At 65.5% G+C, this 20,337-nt stretch carries 20 protein-coding genes; 8 read left to right on the forward strand and 12 right to left on the reverse strand.

Features of this window, described 5'->3' with window-relative positions; genetic code table 11:
• Positions 1-108 precede the first annotated feature (108 nt).
• From M9H71_RS14665 to M9H71_RS14695, 7 genes are all read right to left on the reverse strand, one after another.
• Positions 109-1,539, reverse strand: coding sequence for a homospermidine synthase (locus tag M9H71_RS14665; protein WP_455405703.1), 1,431 nt, complete (start codon positions 1,537-1,539; stop codon positions 109-111).
• A gap of 109 nt (positions 1,540-1,648) precedes the next feature.
• Positions 1,649-2,053, reverse strand: a complete 405-nt coding sequence (gene rnk, locus M9H71_RS14670; RefSeq protein ID WP_455405704.1) for a nucleoside diphosphate kinase regulator — start codon at positions 2,051-2,053, stop codon at positions 1,649-1,651.
• Between the two features lie 263 nt (positions 2,054-2,316).
• Positions 2,317-2,703, reverse strand: a complete 387-nt coding sequence (locus M9H71_RS14675) for a RidA family protein (protein WP_013500818.1) — start codon at positions 2,701-2,703, stop codon at positions 2,317-2,319.
• 98 nt (positions 2,704-2,801) lie between these two features.
• Positions 2,802-2,969, reverse strand: a complete 168-nt coding sequence (locus M9H71_RS14680) for a hypothetical protein (protein ID WP_455405705.1) — start codon at positions 2,967-2,969, stop codon at positions 2,802-2,804.
• A gap of 16 nt (positions 2,970-2,985) precedes the next feature.
• Positions 2,986-3,573, reverse strand: a complete 588-nt coding sequence (locus tag M9H71_RS14685) for a GNAT family N-acetyltransferase (RefSeq protein WP_455405706.1) — start codon at positions 3,571-3,573, stop codon at positions 2,986-2,988.
• A 204-nt stretch (positions 3,574-3,777) separates the two neighbouring features.
• Positions 3,778-4,920: a type III PLP-dependent enzyme gene (locus tag M9H71_RS14690; RefSeq protein WP_455405707.1), complete on the reverse strand. Its 1,143-nt coding sequence runs from the start codon at positions 4,918-4,920 to the stop codon at positions 3,778-3,780.
• Between the two features lie 665 nt (positions 4,921-5,585).
• A complete protein-coding gene (locus M9H71_RS14695) occupies positions 5,586-5,846 on the reverse strand; it encodes a hypothetical protein (RefSeq protein ID WP_455405708.1) in 261 nt (86 codons plus the stop codon).
• A 207-nt stretch (positions 5,847-6,053) separates the two neighbouring features.
• On the opposite strand from M9H71_RS14695, the gene M9H71_RS14700 reads away from it, so the two are divergent.
• The 6 genes from M9H71_RS14700 (at position 6,054) to M9H71_RS14725 (ending at position 12,787) form a co-directional block, all read left to right on the forward strand.
• Positions 6,054-8,144, forward strand: a complete 2,091-nt coding sequence (locus M9H71_RS14700) for a M3 family metallopeptidase (RefSeq protein WP_455405709.1) — start codon at positions 6,054-6,056, stop codon at positions 8,142-8,144.
• 4 nt (positions 8,145-8,148) lie between these two features.
• Positions 8,149-8,802: a DUF1007 family protein gene (locus M9H71_RS14705; protein ID WP_455405710.1), complete on the forward strand. Its 654-nt coding sequence runs from the start codon at positions 8,149-8,151 to the stop codon at positions 8,800-8,802.
• Positions 8,799-9,968, forward strand: coding sequence for a nickel/cobalt transporter (locus tag M9H71_RS14710; protein ID WP_455405711.1), 1,170 nt, complete (start codon positions 8,799-8,801; stop codon positions 9,966-9,968). Before M9H71_RS14705 ends, M9H71_RS14710 begins: the two co-directional genes overlap by 4 nt.
• A gap of 176 nt (positions 9,969-10,144) precedes the next feature.
• A complete protein-coding gene (gene hemH / locus M9H71_RS14715; protein ID WP_455405712.1) occupies positions 10,145-11,182 on the forward strand; it encodes a ferrochelatase in 1,038 nt (345 codons plus the stop codon).
• Positions 11,183-11,320: 138 nt separating this feature from the next.
• Positions 11,321-12,322, forward strand: a complete 1,002-nt coding sequence (locus tag M9H71_RS14720) for an SPFH domain-containing protein (RefSeq protein WP_455405713.1) — start codon at positions 11,321-11,323, stop codon at positions 12,320-12,322.
• A 15-nt stretch (positions 12,323-12,337) separates the two neighbouring features.
• Complete coding sequence (locus M9H71_RS14725; protein ID WP_455405714.1) at positions 12,338-12,787, forward strand: NfeD family protein; 450 nt, start codon at positions 12,338-12,340, stop codon at positions 12,785-12,787.
• A 264-nt stretch (positions 12,788-13,051) separates the two neighbouring features.
• Here the strand turns inward: M9H71_RS14725 and M9H71_RS14730 are convergent, their stop codons facing one another.
• Positions 13,052-14,065, reverse strand: a complete 1,014-nt coding sequence (locus tag M9H71_RS14730) for a KpsF/GutQ family sugar-phosphate isomerase (RefSeq protein WP_455405715.1) — start codon at positions 14,063-14,065, stop codon at positions 13,052-13,054.
• A 203-nt stretch (positions 14,066-14,268) separates the two neighbouring features.
• On the opposite strand from M9H71_RS14730, the gene M9H71_RS14735 reads away from it, so the two are divergent.
• Complete coding sequence (locus M9H71_RS14735; protein WP_455405716.1) at positions 14,269-15,984, forward strand: outer membrane beta-barrel protein; 1,716 nt, start codon at positions 14,269-14,271, stop codon at positions 15,982-15,984.
• Positions 15,985-16,029: 45 nt separating this feature from the next.
• Here M9H71_RS14735 and M9H71_RS14740 read toward each other — a convergent pair whose 3' ends face one another.
• Together M9H71_RS14740 and M9H71_RS14745 are read right to left on the reverse strand one after the other, a co-directional pair.
• On the reverse strand, positions 16,030-16,218 hold the full coding sequence (locus tag M9H71_RS14740) for a hypothetical protein (protein ID WP_455405717.1): 189 nt from the start codon (positions 16,216-16,218) through the stop codon (positions 16,030-16,032).
• Positions 16,219-16,382: 164 nt separating this feature from the next.
• Positions 16,383-16,655: a DUF7662 domain-containing protein gene (locus M9H71_RS14745; RefSeq protein WP_415217442.1), complete on the reverse strand. Its 273-nt coding sequence runs from the start codon at positions 16,653-16,655 to the stop codon at positions 16,383-16,385.
• 171 nt (positions 16,656-16,826) lie between these two features.
• Between M9H71_RS14745 and M9H71_RS14750 the strand changes: the two genes are divergently transcribed.
• Positions 16,827-18,335 (forward strand): sensor domain-containing diguanylate cyclase, encoded by a 1,509-nt coding sequence (locus tag M9H71_RS14750; RefSeq protein ID WP_455405718.1) that lies wholly within the window; start codon positions 16,827-16,829, stop codon positions 18,333-18,335.
• 30 nt (positions 18,336-18,365) lie between these two features.
• Here the strand turns inward: M9H71_RS14750 and galU are convergent, their stop codons facing one another.
• Together galU and M9H71_RS14760 are read right to left on the reverse strand one after the other, a co-directional pair.
• Complete coding sequence (gene galU, locus M9H71_RS14755; protein ID WP_455405719.1) at positions 18,366-19,241, reverse strand: UTP--glucose-1-phosphate uridylyltransferase GalU; 876 nt, start codon at positions 19,239-19,241, stop codon at positions 18,366-18,368.
• A gap of 123 nt (positions 19,242-19,364) precedes the next feature.
• Entirely contained in the window at positions 19,365-20,309 is a 945-nt protein-coding gene (locus M9H71_RS14760) for an alpha/beta hydrolase (RefSeq protein ID WP_455405720.1), read from the reverse strand.
• Positions 20,310-20,337 lie beyond the last annotated feature (28 nt).

Raw genomic sequence — 20,337 nt, forward strand, 5'->3', positions numbered from 1 at the left:
CTCACCCCAGCCCTCTCCCGCAAGCGGGAGAGGGGGCGCGCTGCGACGAGGGCAGCGGCGCGTGTACTTATTTGAAGCTGAAATCGCCGTGGAGGCGACCTCGTTGCCTCAACGTACCAGCACGTTCTTGAACTGCCACGGATCGGAGGTGTCGATGTCCTCCGGGAACAGGCCGGGGCGGTCGGCGAGCGGGGTCCAGTCGGTGTAGTAGCCCTTCACCGGGCCGAGATACGGCTTCTGCACTTCGAGGCAGCGGCGGAAGTCCATCTCGTCGGCTTCGACAATGCCGGCTTCCGGATTTTCCAGCGCCCACACCATGCCGGCGAGCACGGCCGACGACACCTGCATGCCGGTGGCGTTCTGATACGGGCAGACTTCGCGGGTTTCTTCGATCGAGAGCTGCGAGCCGTACCAATAGGCGTTCTTGGCGTGGCCGTAGACCAGCACGCCGAGCTCATCGATGCCGTCGACGATCTCGTTTTCATCCAGGATGTGCCACTTCGGCTGCATCTTGCCCTCGGCGCCGAACATCTCGTGCAGCGACAGCACGGCGTCGCCCGCCGGATGATAGGCGTAGTGGCAGGTCGGCCGGTAGACCACGTTCTGGCCGTCCCGCACCGTGAAGTAATCGGCGATCGAGATCGATTCGTTGTGGGTGACGAGGAAGCCGTACTGCGCGCCCGGCGTCGGGCACCAGGTGCGGACGCGGGTGTTGGCGCCCGGCTGCAGCAGATAGATCGCGGCCTGACAGCCTTCGGTATGCTTGCGACCGTTGTCCGGAATCCACTTCTCGTGCGTACCCCAGCCGAGTTCGGCCGGCTGCAGACCTTCGGACACGAAGCCTTCCACCGACCAGGTGTTGACGAACACGTTCATCGGCTTCGGGGTCTTGGCGCGCTGGGTGTCACGCTCGGCGATGTGGATGCCCTTGACGCCGAGCTTCTGGGCGAGTTGGCCCCAGCCTTCGCGGCTCTTCGGCTCGTTGAATTCCAGGCCGGTATCGCGGGCGATGTCGAGCAACGCCTGCTTGACGAACCACGACACCATGCCGGGGTTGGCGCCGCAGGTCGATACCGCGGTGGTGCCGCCGGGATTCTTGGCCTTTGCGGCCAGCAGTGTCTCGCGCAGCGCGTAGTTGGAGCGCTTCTCCGGACCAGCGTTCTTGTCGAAGTAGAACCCGAGCCACGGCTCGACCACGGTGTCGATGTACAGAGAGCCGATCTCACGGCACATCGTCATGATGTCGACCGAGCCGGTATCGACCGACAGGTTGACGCAGAAGCCCTGGCCGCCGCCTTCGGTCAGCAGCGGGATCAGCAGTTCGCGGTAATTGTCCTTGGTCACCGCCTGCTTGATGAAGCGGACGCCGTGCTTCTCGGCGAGTTCGCCGTCGGCATGCGGGTCGATGATCACGAACCGCTTCTTGTCGTACTCGAAGTGCCGCTCGATCAAGGGCAGCGTGCCCTTGCCGATCGAGCCGAAGCCGATCATCACGATGGGGCCGGTGATCTTGGCGTGGATCTTCGAGGTAGACGACATCAGGTTTGCACTCCGGACAGGGGGATAGGGATCACGCCGCTATGTGCGGACAGGACGGTTCGGGAATACGACGGCGAGGTGAATTTCGGATGTCACCTGCGACCGGCAGTCAGTTCGGTTCGGACACGCTGAGCACCGTCAGGGAGCGCTGCTCGCCCGACGGGGTCTCGAAGCTGATCGACTGTCCGACGGTGAGGCCGATAAGCGCGGCCCCGATCGGGGTCAATACCGAAATACGGCCCGATTCGACGTCGGCTTCGGTCGGATACACCAGCGTCACCTGCTTTTCCTTGCCGGTGGTATCGTCCCGGAAGGTGAGGGCGGAGTCCATGCAGACGATCCCCGGCAGGGGGGCATTGTCGGGCGCAACATTGGCTCGGGCGACCTCGCCGGCAAGGAATTCGGCCGTGGCCGGGTATCGTTGCGCGGCGGCTTCGGCGAGCTGGCCGAGCCGTTCGGCGTCGCAATTGCGGATGGTAATCGGTGGGCGCTGTGTACGAATGGATTGCATCATGTCTTTCACGGGTCCTTGTCACGCCGCACGCGTCATGCGCATCGGCATTCATGGGATAAGTAGCAGTCTGAAAAAGGGGAGAAGTCGTCGACGAGATCGTTAAGCCCGGACGGCGCACGCGCGCGCCCGGGTCACCTTCCTGCGTGAAGGCGACCGGCGCGCAGCGTCAAACGGTTGCGGGGCAAGATCATCATGATCGTCGGAACCTAGGGCTCCCCGCCGGAAAGTCAACGGGGAGCCGATTATCGTATGATTAGATGGGCTTAGCTGCGGCGCTTGGCGGTGACTTCGATTTCGATCTTCATTTCCGGCTTGTACAGGCCGGCAACCGCGACGATCGTGGCCGCCGGGCGGATCTCCGACAGGTTCTCGCCGCACACCGCGAACACCGCGTCCGCATCCTTCGGATCGGTGATGTAGTAGGTCGCGCGCACGATGTCCTCCATCGCAAAGCCCGCCTCCTTCAGCGCCGCGCCGATGGTCTTGAAGCAGTTGCGGGTCTGCGAGGTGACGTCCTCCGGCAGAGTCATCGTGGTGTAGTCGTAGCCAGTGGTGCCGGAGACAAAGACGAAATCGCCGTCGACCACGGCGCGGCTGTAGCCGGCGGTCTTTTCAAACGGCGATCCGGTGGAAATCAGGCGACGCGACATCGTAACAATCCTGGAACTGAGGGAAGATCGGCAGCCAATGCCGTGTCTGATTTTGCAAATCAAGGCCGAGACTGTCTCAGCCCTGACACACGATCGGGTTAGGCTGCGGTTGTCTCGGCGCTGCGGTCCCGCCGCCTGCGCCAGGCATCGACGGCGATCTTGAGGGCGAACACGGCGAGCACCAGCACCGTGACGCGCGGCCGCTTGGCCGGGTCGCGCGGTGCGAAGACGCGGTGAGTCGGGCGCGGGAAACTCAGAATACGCATCGGACCATCCTTACGCTTACGCGGCGCGACGAAGACGCACCCGCTCGGCGCGCGCCGGCTTGGCGGCAGCACCGGTGGCGACGATAAGGCCGGCGGCGCCATCGAGCGCGCCTTCGCGCAGTTCGAGCCCGAGCAGGCGGTCGCGTTCGAACGGACCGGGCAGCGCCAGCTCACCCATCTTCTCGGCCGAGAAGCCGAACCGGGCGTAGTACGGCGCATCGCCGAGCAGGATCACGGCGTCGTGGCCGCGTGCGGCGGCTTCCGCCAGCGCGACGCGCATCAGCGCGCCGCCGACGCCGAACTCACGGCACGACGAATCGACGGCGAGGGGGCCGAGCACGAGTGCGGCCCGGCCCCCTGCGTCGACATGCCAGAGGCGCACCGTGCCCACCAGCCGGCCTTGACGGACCGCGGAGAAGGCGAGGCCTTCCGCGGGCGCGCGTCCATCACGCAAACGCTGGCAGGTGCGCGCATGCCGGCCTTCGCCGAAGCACGCATCCAGCAGGCGCTCACGCGCGGCAATATCGGAGCTCTTTTCCGCACGGATCGCGAACGGAACGGCTGCGACGTCCAAGGCAGTCAGGGTGGCGAGGGTGTTCGTCATGGCACGTCGATCCCCACGCTGTCCGGCGAACCGCGCCGGCAGCATGTTGTCAGCAAAAAAACGCATGTGACGGGAGAGGCCGGCGAGCCGGCCTCGACTTTTTCTGCTTCCTCTCCCGCGCACGGGAGAGGGCCGGAGTGAGGGCGACACGAGTCGCTGCTTCACCCTGCTATCCGACCCCTCCGCAAGCGGGGAGGGGAAAGCTCAGATGTGGTAGGTCGCCAGCGGCGGGAAGCCGTTGAACGCCACCGCCGAGTAGGTCGACGTATAGGCGCCGGTGCCTTCGATCAGCAGCTTGTCGCCGATCTCGAGCGTCACCGGCAGCGGATACGGCAGCTTCTCGTACAGCACGTCGGCGGAGTCGCAGGTCGGGCCAGCGAGCACGCACGGCGTCATCTCGGCGCCGTCGTGGCGCGACTTGATCGCGTAGCGGATCGACTCGTCCATCGTCTCGGCGAGACCGCCGAACTTGCCGATGTCGAGATACACCCAGCGGGTCTCGTCCTCGTCGCTCTTCTTCGAGATCAGCACGACTTCGGTCTCGATCACGCCGGCATTGCCGACCATGCCGCGGCCCGGCTCGATGATGGTCTCCGGGATCTGGTTGCCGAAGTGCTTGCGCAGCGCCCGGAAGATCGAGCGTCCGTACTGCACCACGGCCGGCACTTCCTTCAGGTACTTGGTCGGGAAGCCGCCGCCCATGTTGACCATCGACAGGTTGATGCCGCGCTCGGCGCAGTCGCGGAACACCTGCGCGGCCATCGCCAACGCGCGGTCCCACGCCTTCACCTTGCGCTGCTGGGAGCCGACATGGAACGAGATGCCGTAGGCTTCCAGGCCGAGACGCTTGGCAACGTCGAGCACGTCCACCGCCATCTCCGGATCGCAGCCGAACTTGCGCGACAGCGGCCACTCGGCGCCGGCGCAATCGTACAGGATGCGGCAGAACACCTTCGAGCCGGGCGCGGCGCGCGCGATCTTCTCCACCTCGGCGGTGCAGTCGACCGAGAACAGGCGGATACCGAGCTCGTAGGCGCGCGCGATGTCGCGCTCCTTCTTGATGGTGTTACCGAACGAGATGCGGTCCGGGGTCGCTCCCGCGGCCAGCGCCATCTGGATTTCCTGCACCGAGGCGCAGTCGAAGCACGAGCCGAGCGAGGCCAGCAGCGACAGCACTTCCGGCGCCGGGTTGGCCTTGATCGCATAGAACACGCGGCTGTCCGGCAGCGCCTTGGCGAAGTGCATGAAGTTGTCGCGGACCACTTCGAGGTCGACGACCAGGCACGGCTCGACGTCCAGACCCTTGGCGCGGCGGTCGCGCAGGAATTCGCGGATACGTTCGGTCATGGCACTCTCCCACGCGCCCAGCGACGGACGCGAACCAAAACGATGGCGCTGGTCCGACGGCTTCAGCGCCGTCGCGCGATGGAGGCGCGGCGAGCGATCAGCTCGGACAAGCAGTGCTGCCTTGGATTGGTTGGGAAGGATCCCGCCCGCTCACTGGCAATGAAGGACAAGCCTCTTCGGTATTCGCGCCGGCTGTTGGAAAGCCGGCAGAGACCAAAAAAGCCCGCTCCGTCGTTGCTTTAAGTCGCGTCCCCCGTTGAGAACGAGGTGCGCCGGTTCGCCTCCGGCTGTCAGTCACGGTTGCAAGAGAGGAAGCTACCTTCAACGGCATCTCTTGAGAGAGATGCTGGCCTCGGCGCGTCGCCGCTTCGAGACCCTCGGCTCTTCATCCCTTGGCGGCTGTCCGGCCTCTTGTCCGGATACCTACCGACTGACACACGACCACGGGCACGTGCGAAATTGGGCAAGGGTCAAATAGGTGTTTCGATGCCGGGCTGCAAGATTTTTTTTGTCTTAACCGGCGAATTACTCCGCACCCGTCGCGAAGCGTTGCCGATCCATCACACCGCCGCGGGCGAAGCTGAACATCTGTTCAAGTTCGTCAATAACCACGGGCGTAAATGTGACGGCGGCGTGGCGGCGAGCTCGCGCGCAGTACCGGGAAATCAGGCGCGCTTGAAGAACGGCTCGATGCGCTGCGCGTTGCGGACGAAGCCGATCATGATTACCACGCCGATCACGAACAGCACCGCCTGCAGGATATGAGCGGCGTCGTCGCCGAGCCCGAACAGGATTGCCAATGCCCACCCGCCTGCGAATGCGGCTCCGAACACCTCGGCGCCGATCAGGACGGCTGCGCTGATGACGGTGATGACGCTCGGCCAGGCGATCTGGCGCGATCCGGCGGCGGTGACAGGCTTGCTCATGGTTCGAAAGGTCCTTCTGGCGGGCGCAATCTAGCGAAATCGCCCGCGGCGGCAAGCGGTACGCGATGGTCTGGTAAAGTGTCAGCAGTGGGGCACCCGGTTCAACCTGCGCAATTTACCGGCATCGGCGCGGTGTTCCGGGCGCAAAAAAGCCTTACCCAATGGTATATGTCGAAACCCGAAACGCTCCGCACGCAGGATGGATTGATGTCAGAGAGCTCCGCGCCGATTGCCGCACCCCTCACGTCCGGCAATCCGCTGCTTGCCGCCTGGACCACCCCGTTCCAAACCCCGCCGTTCACCGAGATTGCGCCTGAGCACTTCATGCCCGCGTTCGAGCGGGCGTTCGGCGATCACGCTGGCGAGATCGCCGCGATCGTCAACGACCCGGCTGAGCCGGATTTCGACAACACCATCACGGCACTGGAGCGCTCCGGCAAGCTGCTGAACCGGGTCGCTGCGGTGTTCTATGACCTGGTGTCGGCGCATTCGAGCCCGGAGCTGCTGAAGATCGACGAAGAGGTGTCGCTGCGGATGGCGCGGCACTGGAATCCGATCATGATGAACGCGGTGCTGTTCGGCCGGATCGCGGCGCTGCGCGACAAGCGCGACAGTCTCGACCTCACGCCCGAGCAGAGCCGGCTGCTCGACCGCACGTACACCCGCTTCCATCGCTCCGGTGCCGGCCTCGATGAGGCGGCGAAGGCGCGGATGGCCGAGATCAACGAGCGGTTGGCGCAGCTCGGCACCAGCTTCAGCCATCATCTGCTCGGCGACGAACAGGACTGGTTCATGGAGCTCGCCGAAGGCGACACCGACGGACTGCCGGCCAGCTTCGTCGCGGCCGCCCGTGCGGCGGCCGAAGAGCGAGGGATGTCCGGCAAGGCGGTGGTGACGCTGTCGCGCTCGTCGGTCGAGCCATTCCTGAAGATGTCGAACCGGCGCGATCTGCGCGAGAAGGCGTATCGGGCCTTCATCGCCCGCGGCGACAACGGCAACGATAACGATAACAACACGATCATCGGCGAGATCCTGAGCCTGCGCGAGGAGAGCGCCAAGCTGCTCGGCTACCCGACCTTCGCGGCCTACCGGCTGGAAGATTCGATGGCCAAGACGCCGGAGGCGGTGCGCGGCCTTCTGGAGCGGGTGTGGAAACCGGCGCGCGCCCGCGCGCTTGCCGACCGCGACGCGCTGCAGGAGCTGGTGACGGAGGAGGGCGGCAACTTCAAGCTGGCGCCGTGGGATTGGCGCTATTACGCCGAGAAGCTGCGGCAGCGCCGCGCCAATTTCGACGACGCCGCGATCAAACCGTATCTAACGCTCGACAACATGATTGCCGCGGCGTTCGACACCGCCACGCGGCTGTTCGGCATCACCTTCGAGGAACGCAAGGACGTGCCGGTGTGGCATCCGGACGTCCGGGTCTGGGAGGTGAAGGACGCCGATGGCGGCCATCGCGGACTGTTTTATGGCGATTACTATGCCCGGCCGTCGAAGCGCTCAGGCGCCTGGATGACCTCGCTGCGCGATCAGCAGAAGCTCGACGGCGACGTCTCCCCTCTGATCATCAACGTCTGCAACTTCGCCAAGGGCGCGGGCGGCGAGCCGTCGCTGCTGTCGCCGGACGATGCCCGCACGCTGTTCCACGAATTCGGCCACGGCCTGCACGGCATGCTGTCGGATGTGACCTATCCGTCGCTGTCCGGCACCAGCGTGTTTACCGACTTCGTCGAGCTGCCGTCGCAGCTCTACGAGCACTGGCAGGAGCAGCCTCAGGTGCTGCGGCAATTCGCCCGCCACTATCAGACCGGCGAGCCGCTGCCGGACGAGTTGCTGCAACGCTTCCTGAAGGCGCGCAAATTCGGCCAGGGCTTCGCTACGGTCGAGTTCGTCTCCTCGGCGCTGCTCGATCTCGAATTCCACACCCAGCCGGCCGCCAGCATCGGCGAGATCCGCGCTTTCGAGCGCAAGGAACTCGAAAAGATCGGTATGCCGGATGAAATCGCAATGCGGCACCGGCCGACCCAGTTCGGCCACATCTTCTCCGGCGATCATTATGCCTCGGGCTACTACAGCTACATGTGGAGCGAGGTGATGGATGCCGACGCGTTCGGCGCGTTCGAAGAGGCCGGTGACATCTTCGCGGCCGACGTGGCCAAGCGGCTGCGCGACGACATCTATTCGTCCGGCGGTTCGCGCGACCCGGAGGAAGCCTATGTAGCGTTCCGCGGCCGCAAGCCGGAGCCCGACGCGCTGCTGCGCCGCCGCGGCCTGCTCGATACGCCGGAGGCCGCGTAGCCGCATGATCGGCCTGTTGCGCCGCGCCGCTATCCGCTCCGCGCTGATCGCGGCCGTGCTGGCCCTGGTGGGCATCGGCGCCGCCGAGGCGCACCCGCACGTCTGGGTGACCTCGACCAGCGAACTGGTCTATGCGCCGGACGGCTCGTTCACCGGCGTGCGGCATTCCTGGGCGTTCGACGACATGTTCTCGACCTACGCCCTGCAGGGCATCGAGACCAAAGAGAAGGGCGTGTATACCCGCGAGGATCTGGCGCCGCTGGCGCAGACCAACGTCGAGTCGCTGAAGGACTTCGCCTACTTCACCTTCGCCAAGGTCGGCGGCAAGAAGCAGAAATTCGGCGAGCCGGTCGATTACTATCTGTCCTACAAGGACAGCGTGCTGACGCTGCACTTCTTCCTGCCGCTGAAGACCCCGGTGAAGAGCAGCGAGCTGGCGGTCGAAGTGTTCGACCCGAGCTACTTCATCGACTTCTCCTTCGCCGAGAAGAATCCGGTCAGTCTGGTCGGCGCGCCGGCCGGCTGCAAATTCGACTTCCAGCGCCCCAACGACGGCACCGCGACGGCTCAACGGATGAGCGAGGACAACTTCCTCAACGGCGACAATTCCAACTACGGCGCCATGTTCGCCAACAAGATCACGGTGACCTGCCCATGACGTCTCATCGCCGGTTTGCGTTTGCCACCTTGTTCGTCTGCGTCGCCGCGCTCGTGCTCGGCGACGCCACGCTGCATGCGGCGTTCGCCCACAATCCGTTCGGCGCGCCGAAGGGGACGCCGGAGCCGCAGGCCGGTGGCATCGTCGGCTGGCTGCTGGCGCAGCAATCGGCATTCTACAAACAGATGTCGGCGACGATCCGCGCCGCCAAGGCTGACGGCAGCGCGGTGTGGACATTGCTCGGCATCTCGTTCGCCTACGGCGTGTTCCACGCCGCCGGGCCCGGGCACGGCAAGGCGGTGATCTCGTCCTATCTGGTCGCCAACGAAGAGACCGCCCGGCGCGGTATCGCGCTGTCGTTCATTTCGGCGCTGCTGCAGGCGCTCGTCGCGGTGTCGATCGTCGGCGTTTGCGCCTGGCTGCTCAACGCCACCGCCAGCACGATGTGCAGCGCCGAGCGGGCGATCGAGATCGGCAGCTACGCTCTGATCGCGCTGTTCGGTGCGCGCCTGGTCTGGGTCAAGGGCGGCGGCTTCTTCCGTGCGCTGCAGGCGAATATCCGCAGGCCGCAACTGGCGATGGCCGGCGTGCCCGCGGGGGTGGCCGAGCATGACCATGATCATGCGCACGGTCATGCCCACGCCCGGCATGCGCATGCGGCCGATGACCATCATCACGACCACGATCATCACCACCCCGGGCACGACCACGGCCCTGCGCACAGCCACGCGCACGCCCATGGCGATCACCATCATCACGGCCCCGGCGAATCCTGCGATCATTGCGGCCATTCGCATGGGCCGGAGCCGAGCGAGCTTGCCGGCCCAGGCGGCTGGCGCCGTGGGCTGGGTGCGGTGCTGACGGTCGGCATCCGTCCATGTTCCGGCGCGATTTTGCTGCTGGTGTTCGCGCTGGCCCAGGGATTGTTCTGGGCCGGCATCGCCGCCACCTTCGTCATGGGGCTCGGAACCGCGATCACGGTCGCGACCATCGCGGTGGCGGCGGTGTCGGCCAAGGGGCTGGCCCGCAAGCTTGCCGTGCAGCGTGACGGCGGCGGCATGCTGGTGATGCGGGGGCTCGAATTCGGCGCCGCCGGCCTCGTGCTGCTGCTCGGCTGCGGACTTCTCCTAGGCTATGTTGCGGCCGAGCGTGTGACGTGTCTTTAACCAGCAGGCCGCAGATTTCTGTTTTTGAACCGTCACGGCAAAACTCGACGGAGTTTCGTGCGTAGATGGTGTAGTCGTCACGGAGCCGCTGCGGTGATTCCGCAGTGGCTGAACAGCAGCCCCGTCATCGCGTCGTCTTGACAACGATAGGCCAAAGCGCGAAGCCAAGCAGCAACATGAGCGTCATCATACCGATCCATGGACCTGCGATCGCCCCGGCGCCCGCGCCGGAGCGGGTCGGCGTGCTCCTGGTCAACCTCGGGACCCCCGACAGTTGCGACACCAAGGGCGTGCGGATCTATCTGCGCGAGTTCCTGTCGGATCCGCGCGTGATCGAGAACCAGGGGCTGTTCTGGAAACTCGCGCTCAACGGCATCATTCTGAACACCCGTCCGGCCCGCAAGGCCAAGGACTATCAGAAGATCTGGAACCACGAGGCGAACGAATCGCCGCTCAAGACCATCACCCGCGGGCAGGCCGAGAAGCTGGCGGCGTCGCTGGGGGATCGCGGTCATCTGATCGTCGATTGGGCGATGCGCTACGGCAATCCGTCGCTGCGCGACCGGATCGAGGCGCTGGTGGCCAAGGGGTGTTCCCGGCTGCTGGTGGTGCCGCTGTATCCGCAATATTCCGCCGCGACCTCCGCGACGGTGTGCGATCAGGCGTTTCGCGTGCTGCGTGAATTGCGCGCTCAGCCGACGCTGCGGGTGACGCCGCCGTATTATCGCGATCCGGCCTATATCGATGCGCTTGCGACCTCGATCAATTCGCATCTCGGGACGCTGTCGTTCGAGCCGGAATTGATCGTCGCTTCGTTCCACGGCATGCCGCAGGCCTATATCGACAAGGGCGATCCGTATCAGGCGCAATGCGTCGCCACTGTCGAAGCGCTGCGCGAGCGGATGGGGCTGGCCGACGACAAACTGCTGCTGACCTTCCAGTCGCGGTTCGGCTTCGACCAGTGGCTGCAGCCCTACACCGACAAGACCATCGAGGCGCTGGCCCGCAAGGGCGTGCGCAAGATCGCGGTGGTGATGCCGGGATTCTCCGCCGACTGCCTGGAGACGCTGGAAGAGATCGCGCAGGAAAACGCCGAGATCTTTATGGAGAACGGCGGCCAGGAGTTCACCGCGATTCCCTGCCTCAACGATTCCGATGCTGGCATCCAGGTGATCCGCCAGCTCGTGCTGCGCGAGCTTCAAGGCTGGCTGTAATCAGCTACAGCCTTCCGCGACCACATCCTTCATCGTCGAACCTGAATTGCCGCGGCTGCGACCCACCAGGGTTGCGCCGAACCGGCGCACCCATCACCATGCCCGCACGACAAGTGAAATCCGGCGAGGAGAGTTTGCATGTTCTATGATCTCAGCGGGTTCGATGTGGTCTCCATCGTTCTCGTCCTGCTGGTGATCCTGACGCTGTTCGCCGGCGTCAAGACGGTGCCGCAGGGCTACGATTGGACGATCGAGCGGTTCGGCAAGTTCACCCGGACGCTGTCGCCGGGCCTCAATCTGATCATCCCGTATTTCGATCGTGTCGGCCGCAAGGTGAACATGATGGAGCAGGTGATCGAAATTCCCGAACAGGAAGTGATCACCAAGGACAACGCCACCGTGACGGTGGACGGCGTTGCGTTCTATCAGGTGTTCGACGCTGCCAAGGCGAGCTACGAGGTCTCCGACCTCAACCAGGCGATCGTGGTGTTGACCATGACCAACATCCGCTCGGTAATGGGTTCGATGGACCTCGATGCGGTGCTGTCGCATCGCGACGAAATCAACGAACGGCTGCTGCGCGTGGTGGACGCTGCAGTGTCGCCGTGGGGTTTGAAGGTCAATCGTATCGAAATCAAGGACATCGCGCCGCCGGCCGATCTGGTCGAGGCGATGGGGCGGCAGATGAAGGCGGAGCGCGTCAAGCGCGCCGACATTCTCGCCGCCGAAGGTCAGCGCCAGTCCGAGATCCTGCGCGCCGAGGGTGCCAAGCAGGCGCAGATTCTGCAGGCCGAGGACCGCCGCGAGGCTGCGTTCCGAGACGCCGAGGCGCGCGAGCGCTCAGCCGAAGCCGAAGCGCGGGCGACCCAGATGGTCTCGGAGGCGATCAGCCAAGGCGACGTCTCGGCGCTCAACTACTTCATCGCCGACAAATACATCAAGGCGTTCGGGCAACTCGCCGATTCGCCCAACCAGAAGGTGATCATGCTGCCGGTCGAGGCGATGAGCATGCTCGGCTCGCTCGCCGGAATCGGCGAGATCGCCAAGGCGACCTTCGGCGAGAGCGCCGCCTCGGCGCAGGCCGCCGCCCGCCGCGGCTCGGTGCCGCCGGCCGGGCCGGCGACGCCACCGGTGCGCTGAGCCAGGGCCGCGACCATGGCTGGATTGTTCGCCGCGCTCGGCGCCTGGAACTGGCTGATTTTCGGCTTCGTGCTGATGGCGCTGGAGCTGCTCGCGCCCGGCGTGTTTCTGTTCTGGCTTGGTTTGGCGGCGCTGTTGGTCGGGCTGTTGGCGCTGCTGCTGGAGCCGGGATGGCAGGTCCAGATCCTGCTGTTCGCGCTGTTCGCAGCCGCCGCGGTGCCGCTGTGGCGACGGATGGCGCGCAGCGGCGCGGTCGAGTCGCACGCCACCAACCCGTTTCTCAATCGCCGCACCGACGCGTTGGTCGGCCGCGAATTCACCCTGGAGAAGCCGATCGAGGGCGGCGTCGGCACGGTACGGATCGACGATACCGTGTGGCGCGTGTTCGGCCCGGATACGCCAGCCGGCAGCCGGGTGCGGATCGTCGCGGCGGACGGGGTGAAGCTGACAGTGGCGGCAGTTTAGGCCTTCTTCCGATCTTTCAAGCGAGGCGGAGTCATCCTGAGAGCCTGACCGGAAATGCGGGCAGTGAAATCAAGCACTTTCGTTTCAGCCCGTCATGCCCGGCCTTGTGCCGGGCATCCACGTCTTGCAGCGAAAACAGCAAGAAAGGCGTGGATGGCCGGGACAAGCCCGGCCATGACGAAACTAATCGTCAATTGAACGGCTTATTAAAGCCTCTCAATTAGCTGCCCGCATTTCCAGTCAGGCTCTGAGGCGCGCGAATGCTTAAGCCACCCCGGCCCGCAGCAGGTCGTGCAGGTGCACGATGCCGAGCGGCTTCTTGCCTTCGGCGACGAGCAGCGCGGTGATCTTCGAGGAGTTCAGCAGCTCCAGCGTCTGGCCGGCGAGCAGGTTCGGGCTGATCGTTTTCGGATTGCGGGTCATCACCTCGTCCACCGTCGCGGTCATCAGGTCGGACCGCATGTTCCGGCGGAGGTCGCCGTCGGTGACGATGCCGGCGATCTGGCCATTGCTGTCGATGATGCCGACGCAGCCGAAGCCCTTGGCGGACATCTCGACCAGCGCGTCCGACATTCGGGTGCCGAGCGGCTTCAGCGGGATGGCGTCGCCGGTGTGCATCAGATCGCGGGCGTATTTCAGCATCGCGCCGAGCTTGCCGCCGGGGTGCAGCACGCTGAAGTCTGAGGGGGTGAAGCCGCGGCTTTCCAAGAGCGCGATCGCCAGTGCGTCGCCCAGCGCCAGCATCATCAGCGACGACGTGGTCGGCGCCAGATTGTGCGGGCAGGCTTCGCGCGCCTTCGGCAGCGTCAGCGACACGTCGGCGGCGGTCGCCAGCGTCGAGGCAGGATCGGAGGTCATCGCCACCAGCGCGATCTTGAAGCGCTTGGCGTAGTTGATCAGGTTCTTCATCTCCGGCTGCTCGCCGGACCACGACAGCGCCAGGATGATGTCGTCGGCGGTGATCATGCCGAGATCGCCGTGGCTGGCCTCGGAGGCGTGCACGAAGAACGCTGGCGTGCCGGTCGAGGCGAAGGTGGCGGCGATCTTGCGGCCGACATGGCCCGACTTGCCGAGCCCGGTGATGATCAGCCGGCCCTTGCCGTTCTGGATCAGGTCGATGGTCGCGCCGAACGCGCCGCCGAGGTCGGACTGCAGCGCCGCGGCGAGCGCCGTGACGCCGCTGGCTTCGGCTTCCAGGGTGCGCAGGGCCGAGGGAATTGCGGCGGCGGCTTGCTCGCTCATGGTGAATGTCGTGCTGCGGGTTTTGGACAGTGCCATGCAGGGTCTCCGGCATGGGCCGCGAAGCGGCCGGACCTCTTCCTAGCATGGTGCCGGCCGGGATGCGACGCGGCGAGTCCCGGCTCATCGCCGTTCTCAACCGCTCCTTAACCATAGTTGTTTTAACTCCATTAACGATGAGGAGCGGCGTGTTCGCCCTCATTCTGGTTCAGGATGTTGATTTCGTTGGAGTTTTTATAGTCGTGACGTGGGCTCCAGCACCGGGCCGCCGCTCTCGCGCCAGCTTGTGCGCCGGCTCCGCATGTCTGGCGCTCGCTGTGATCAGTGCATCTCCGGCGGGAGCGCAGAGCCTGACGAGCGATCTGTTCAACCCGCAACGCGGTGGTTTCGTCGCCGCCCAGAACCTGCCGCTGCGGCCGACTCCGGGCACATCGGCCACCTCGGCGTCGCGGGCGCGCAACGTTTTCGCGCAGCCCCAGGACGACGACGGCGGCCCGCAGCTTCGCCCGAGTTCGACCTCGGCGCTGCAGCCGCCATCCGGGAGTGCCAACCCGGATAATGCGGGCGTCGCCTATGACGCGCTCAACCGTAAACGCCAGAAGCCGAAATATTACCCCGGTGCGCCGCGGCCGAAGTCGGTCGGGCCCGGATCGCCGATGGTCACCCCGGCCCCGCCGCCGGCGCGCCCGTTGCCGCCGTCGCAGACCGCCGCCAAGCCGCCGGTGCCGGCTGCGCTCGCCGGCCGCGTCCCCGGCCAGCCGACCCGCCGGCAGCTCAAGCGCGACGACGATCCGTTCGGTGCGGTCGGCGACTATGCCGGCAGCTTCCTGATCAAAGGCGCGCTCGAAGTCGGCGGCGGTTACGATTCCAATCCCGCGCGCACCAACACTGCGCGCAGTTCCGGCTTCTACAAGGTGGCGCCGGAACTGATGATCACCTCGGACTGGGAGCGGCATGCGCTGGTCGCGGACCTGCGCGGCGCGTTTACCGGCTACGGCCACGATTTTTATCCACCGGCCGGCACGGTGTCGCCGGCGCCGATCAGCCTCGACCGGCCGGAATTCAACGGCCATGTCGACGGCCGTATCGACGCCAGCCGGGACACCCGCCTGATCGGGCAGGGCCGTTTGATCGTCGGCACCGACAACCCGGGCAGCCCGAACATCCAGGCCGGGCTCACCAAATACCCGCTGTTCACCACCACCGGCTTCTCCGGCGGCATCGATCAGACGTTCAATCGCCTGCAGGTGACCGCGGTCGGCAATTTCGATCGCACCGTCTATCAGGACTCGCAGCTCACCGACGGCACCAGCTACCCCAACAAGGATCGCAACTACAATCAATACGGCGGCGTCGGCCGGGTCAGCTACGAGCTGAAGCCGGGCCTGAAGCCGTTCGTCGAGATAGAGGGTGACACCCGGGTGCACGACGTGCCGGTCGATCGCTATCAGTATCTGCGCGGCTCCGACGGAGGCTACGCCAAGGCCGGCACCAGCTTCGAGCTGACGCGGCTGCTTACCGGCGAAATCTCGATCGGTTACGCGGCGCGTAGATACGTCGATCCGCGGCTCGAGAAGCTCGGCGGCCTGCTCACCTCCGCCTCACTGGTGTGGACGGTGACGCCGCTGACCACGGTGAAGTTCAACGCCGACACTCAGATCTCGGAATCGCCGCTGGCCGGCGTATCGGGCGTGTTCACCCGCACCTACACGGCGGAGGTCGACCACGATTTCCGCCGCTGGTTGACCGCGATCGGCCGGTTCACCTACGCGACCTACGATTATCAGGGTTCCGGCCGCTCCGACCGGCTCAATTCGGTCGAAGGCAATCTGATCTACAAGCTCAGCCGTTCGTTGTGGGTCAAGGGGCAGCTCCGCTACGACAAGCTCGATTCCAACGTCGTCGGCGGCAGCTACAACGCCACCGTGGCGATGCTGACCGTCCGGCTGCAGAACTGAGGCGGGCGTCGTTCGATGCCGCCGGGGAGGCGGCTTCGTCGTCCGCTAATCGTTGAGAGCCGAGGCCTCCGGCCGCCAGGTCAGCAGCCGCTTCTCCAGCGCGGTGAGCAGGCCTTCGGCGACCAGCCCCACCAGCTTGGCCGGCAGATAGATCTGCTTGTCGATGTCGCCCACCATGATCTTCAGTGGTGTCTGCGCGCTTGCCGGGACGGCGGTCAGCAGGGCAAAAATCACGGCGGCGACAAGTCTGCGGATCGGCGTTTCTTCGTGACGTCCGCTGGTCGCTGGCCCAGAACGGCCGCCTCGCCCGCCGCATCAGGACTCGGGGGGCGGCAATCTATTAATGCCGATCGCGCGGCGGATCGGTCCCGAGGTGCGGCGGTCGCCGCCGAGTGTCGTCAGCCGCGCCAGCGCGAACGGTCGGCCTTCATCCGCCTGAACCGCACCCCGGAGCCGTCCGGCAGCCGGGTGGCGATATAGCCGGCAGCCAGGCACGCTTCGCGCTGCGGCATGTGCTCGTCCGGCGCATAGGTCGAATCCCACCAGGCGGCACGTTGCGACGCGCGCGGCAGGTCGAAGCCGAGCATCTCTTCGATCTCGTCCATCCGCAGCACCAGCTCCGGCGCGGTTTGCTGAGCAAGGTAGTCGCGTAACGGGTCGAAGTTCTTCATCGGGAGCGTCAACGTTGGTCGGAGGAGCGGACACGGACGGATAGTGTGGTGCGAGCGAGGTGCGTTCGCCGGGCAATACATACGGCCCAAGGTGAAAGCGCCCGTTAACCCCACGTTACGTCAATAGCGCAACTTAAGCGCTCCGCAAGACATTGCGTGGAACTTGCGGTGATGGACACGCACGGTCTTCTCGACACCCTCAGAAGAGAAATCCGCCGCCGCCGACGCATGTCGGCGCGGCTGATGGTGGTGTTCTCGATGATCACCGTGCTGGGGTTTTCGGCGGTGTGCGGCAGCGTGCTGATCGACATGCGGCGCAGTGCCGAGGATCTGGCCCGGCAGACACTGGAAAATCTGGCGGTCTCGATCGATGCCGACATCGACCGCAATCTCGAACTGTACGATTCGGCGCTGCGGACGGTCGCCGGCAAACTGTTGCTGCCCGAGCTGACCTCGGTCGATCCGGCAATCGCCCGGCTGATCCTGTTCGATCATTCGATCGTGGCGCCGCATTTCGGCGCGATCCGGATCTACGATCAGCACGGCAATCTGACCCGCGACTCGGCAGCTCCGAATCCTGCCGCGGAGAACAGGGCCGATCAGCGCTTCTTCGTGGCGCACCGTGACGACCCGAAGCTCGGGCTGTTCATCGGCAAGCCGCAGCAGCTCGACGGCGTTTATTCCGTGATCGTCAGCCGCCGGGTCAGCGGCTCCGACGGCACGTTCCTCGGTGTCGTCGCGGGCTCGATCAGCTTCGGCTACTTCCAGGACCTGTTCAAACGCCTGCGGCTGCAGCCGCACGACATGATCGCGGTGCTGGCCCATGACGGCACGCTGATGACGCGCGCGCCGCTGACGCCGGAACTGATCGGTAAGAACATGATGTTCACGCCCGGCGTTCAGAAGATGTTCGAACGCCGCAGCGGCTCGTTCGCGGGCGCCGGAACGCTGGACGGCGTCAAGCGGATGTTCGTCTGGAGCGACAGCACCAAGCCGCTGGTGGTGCTGGTGGCGAAGTCGTGGGACGACATCTATGCGATGTGGCGTCGGGAAGCGGTCTGGATCGGCATCGCGCTGTTGGTGCTCGCCACCTTCGTCGCCGCCGTCACGGTGTTCTTCATCGGCGAGATCGATCGGCGTGCTCAGGCCGAACGCCGGCTCGAGGAGCTCGCCACCACCGATCCGCTGACCGGGCTCACCAATCGCCGCAAGTTCGACGCCGCAGTCGATAACGAATGGCGCAGAGCTCTTCGTCAGGCCAGCCCGATCGCACTGCTGATGATCGACGCCGATCACTTCAAGGCCTTCAACGACAGGTTCGGCCATCAGGCCGGCGATCAGATGCTGGTCGGCATCGCCGTCTGCATCGCCGACACCGTGCAGCGCGCCAGCGACTGCGCGTCGCGGTTCGGAGGCGAGGAGTTCGCCGTGCTGCTGCCCGGGCTGAGCGCTCCGGCCGCCGCGTCCGTCGCCGAAACCATCCGGCGCAAGGTCGAGCAATGGTCGAACGTCGAAGGCGGCGTCACCGTCTCGATCGGCGTCGCCAGCACCACGCCCACCGCTTCCCAGCATTGGCACGATCTGGTCGAATCCGCCGACCGCGCGCTGTACGCCGCCAAGGAGCTCGGCCGCAATCGCTGCGTCGTCGGCGGGCGCTGCGAGGTTACGCTGGTTGCGTAACCTCTGCCGCCGCGCCTCGGCGGAACGGGATCACTTCTCCAGATAGCGCTTCATGTCGTCGATCAGGCCGGCGCGCAGATCGGCGCGCTGCATCGCGAATGCGATGTTGGCGCGCAGGAAGCCGGCCTTTGAGCCGCAATCGTGGCGCTCGCCCTCGAATTCGACGCCGTAGAATTTCTGCGTCTTCGACAGCCCGATCATCGCGTCGGTGAGCTGGATTTCGCCGCCGGCGCCGCGCTCCTGCGTCGCCAGGATCTGGAAGATTTCCGGCTGCAGGATGTAGCGCCCGGAAATCGACAGGTTCGAGGGCGCGGTGCCGGGCGCCGGCTTCTCCACCATGCCGTCGATCTCGAACATCTTGCCGTCGCGCTTGCCGACGCCGCAGATGCCGTATTGATGGGTCTTGTCGGCCGGCACTTCCTCCACCGCGATGACGTTGGCCTTGTCGCCGAGCTTCTCGGCGGCCTGAATCATCTGCTTCAGGCAGCCCGGGGTGTTGAGCACCAGTTCGTCCGGCAGCACCACCGCGAACGGCTCGTTGCCGACGATGTCGCGGGCGCACCACACCGCGTGGCCGAGGCCGTGCGGCGCCTGCTGCCGCGTAAAGCTCATCGCGCCGGCCTCCGGCTGGTCGCGCGCCAGGATTTCCATCTCGCTCTTCTTGTTGCGCTTCTCCAGCGTCACATCGAGCTCGAACTGGCGGTCGAAGTGATCCTCGATCATGCCTTTGTTGCGGCCGGTGACGAATACGAAGTGCTCGATGCCGGCTTCCCGCGCTTCGTCGACGACGTACTGGATCAGCGGTTTGTCGACGATGGTCAGCATCTCCTTCGGCATCGCCTTGGTGGCGGGGAGAACGCGGGTGCCGAGGCCGGCGACCGGGAAGACGGCTTTGCGGATTTTCATGGTCGGGAGATCTTTCGAGAGGGTACGGGAGGCGACATCGGACGGTCTTGCAACCTGCAACCAAGGCGGATGTGTGAAGTTCCGAAACGCGGCGCGAGGCCTCGATCGGGACAGATTGTCACATCAGAACGACGGCGTCCCCGGTACGAAAGCATCGAATGCCGCCCAGAATTGTTGGCGGTAGCGATCCTGCTCCTGCAGGATTTCGTGTTTGGCGCCGGGGATCACCAGATGCGAACCGGCGCGCAGATGGTAGGCGAACTCTTCGATCGCCGGCGTCGACACCACGCTGTCCATGCCGGCCGCGACCATCAGGATCGGCTGCCGGATCTGCGACGGGTAGTGGGTCGCCTTGAAGGCGTGCATGGCGCGGAGCGCGGTATCGGCCCAGGCAACGGTCGGCGAGGCGAGGCCGAGGGTCGGGTCCTCGGTGACGATCGCGGCATTGCGGGCGTAGCGCAGCGGGTCCGAGGTCAGCTTGTTGCCGGCGAACGGCTCGGTGTTGGCGAGCACGTCGTTGCCGCCGGGCACGTAGCGACCACCCTGGCCCGCCAGCCGCATCGCGCGCAGCAGCAGCCTGATCGGTAGTGCGGTGGTGTTGCCGGCGAGATCGATCATCGGCGCCGACAGGACCATGCGGTCGAACCAGCGCTTGCCGGAGCGGGCGATACGCAGCATCACCGCGCCGCCCATCGAATGCGCCAGCGCGAAATGCGGCGGCGGGCAGTCGGGCAGCACGACCTCGCGGACGAAGGTTTCGACGTCGATTTCGAAGTCGGCGAAGTTGCGCACATAGCCCTTGCGATAATCGCGCAGCCGGCGTTCCGAATGGCCCTGGCCACGCCAATCGAGCGCCGCGACCGCAAAGCCGCGACCGCGCAGGTCGCGCACCGTTTCGAAGTACTTCTCGATCTGTTCGGTGCGCCCGGTGAAGATGCACACGGTGCCCTTGCGGTGCCCTGTCGGCTCCCATCGCGCGAAGCGGAGCTGCACGCCGTCGGGCGTCTTGATGAAACCGGAGACGGCGTCTTCGGGCACCGGATTGGCAGGAGTCGAGACGAGCGTCATGAATCGGGTCCGGGTGAGCGCAAATGCC

It is taken from the genome of Rhodopseudomonas parapalustris (assembly GCF_053772255.1).

Coding starts and splice junctions, on each gene's coding strand:
- M9H71_RS14665 (WP_455405703.1), bottom strand. CDS start 1,539: ATGTCGTCTACCTCGAAGATCCACGCCAAGATCACCGGCCCCATCGTG.
- rnk (WP_455405704.1), bottom strand. CDS start 2,053: ATGATGCAATCCATTCGTACACAGCGCCCACCGATTACCATCCGCAAT.
- M9H71_RS14675 (WP_013500818.1), bottom strand. CDS start 2,703: ATGTCGCGTCGCCTGATTTCCACCGGATCGCCGTTTGAAAAGACCGCC.
- M9H71_RS14680 (WP_455405705.1), bottom strand. CDS start 2,969: ATGCGTATTCTGAGTTTCCCGCGCCCGACTCACCGCGTCTTCGCACCG.
- M9H71_RS14685 (WP_455405706.1), bottom strand. CDS start 3,573: ATGACGAACACCCTCGCCACCCTGACTGCCTTGGACGTCGCAGCCGTT.
- M9H71_RS14690 (WP_455405707.1), bottom strand. CDS start 4,920: ATGACCGAACGTATCCGCGAATTCCTGCGCGACCGCCGCGCCAAGGGT.
- M9H71_RS14695 (WP_455405708.1), bottom strand. CDS start 5,846: ATGAGCAAGCCTGTCACCGCCGCCGGATCGCGCCAGATCGCCTGGCCG.
- M9H71_RS14700 (WP_455405709.1), top strand. CDS start 6,054: ATGTCAGAGAGCTCCGCGCCGATTGCCGCACCCCTCACGTCCGGCAAT.
- M9H71_RS14705 (WP_455405710.1), top strand. CDS start 8,149: ATGATCGGCCTGTTGCGCCGCGCCGCTATCCGCTCCGCGCTGATCGCG.
- M9H71_RS14710 (WP_455405711.1), top strand. CDS start 8,799: ATGACGTCTCATCGCCGGTTTGCGTTTGCCACCTTGTTCGTCTGCGTC.
- hemH (WP_455405712.1), top strand. CDS start 10,145: ATGAGCGTCATCATACCGATCCATGGACCTGCGATCGCCCCGGCGCCC.
- M9H71_RS14720 (WP_455405713.1), top strand. CDS start 11,321: ATGTTCTATGATCTCAGCGGGTTCGATGTGGTCTCCATCGTTCTCGTC.
- M9H71_RS14725 (WP_455405714.1), top strand. CDS start 12,338: ATGGCTGGATTGTTCGCCGCGCTCGGCGCCTGGAACTGGCTGATTTTC.
- M9H71_RS14730 (WP_455405715.1), bottom strand. CDS start 14,065: ATGGCACTGTCCAAAACCCGCAGCACGACATTCACCATGAGCGAGCAA.
- M9H71_RS14745 (WP_415217442.1), bottom strand. CDS start 16,655: ATGAAGAACTTCGACCCGTTACGCGACTACCTTGCTCAGCAAACCGCG.
- M9H71_RS14750 (WP_455405718.1), top strand. CDS start 16,827: ATGGACACGCACGGTCTTCTCGACACCCTCAGAAGAGAAATCCGCCGC.
- galU (WP_455405719.1), bottom strand. CDS start 19,241: ATGAAAATCCGCAAAGCCGTCTTCCCGGTCGCCGGCCTCGGCACCCGC.
- M9H71_RS14760 (WP_455405720.1), bottom strand. CDS start 20,309: ATGACGCTCGTCTCGACTCCTGCCAATCCGGTGCCCGAAGACGCCGTC.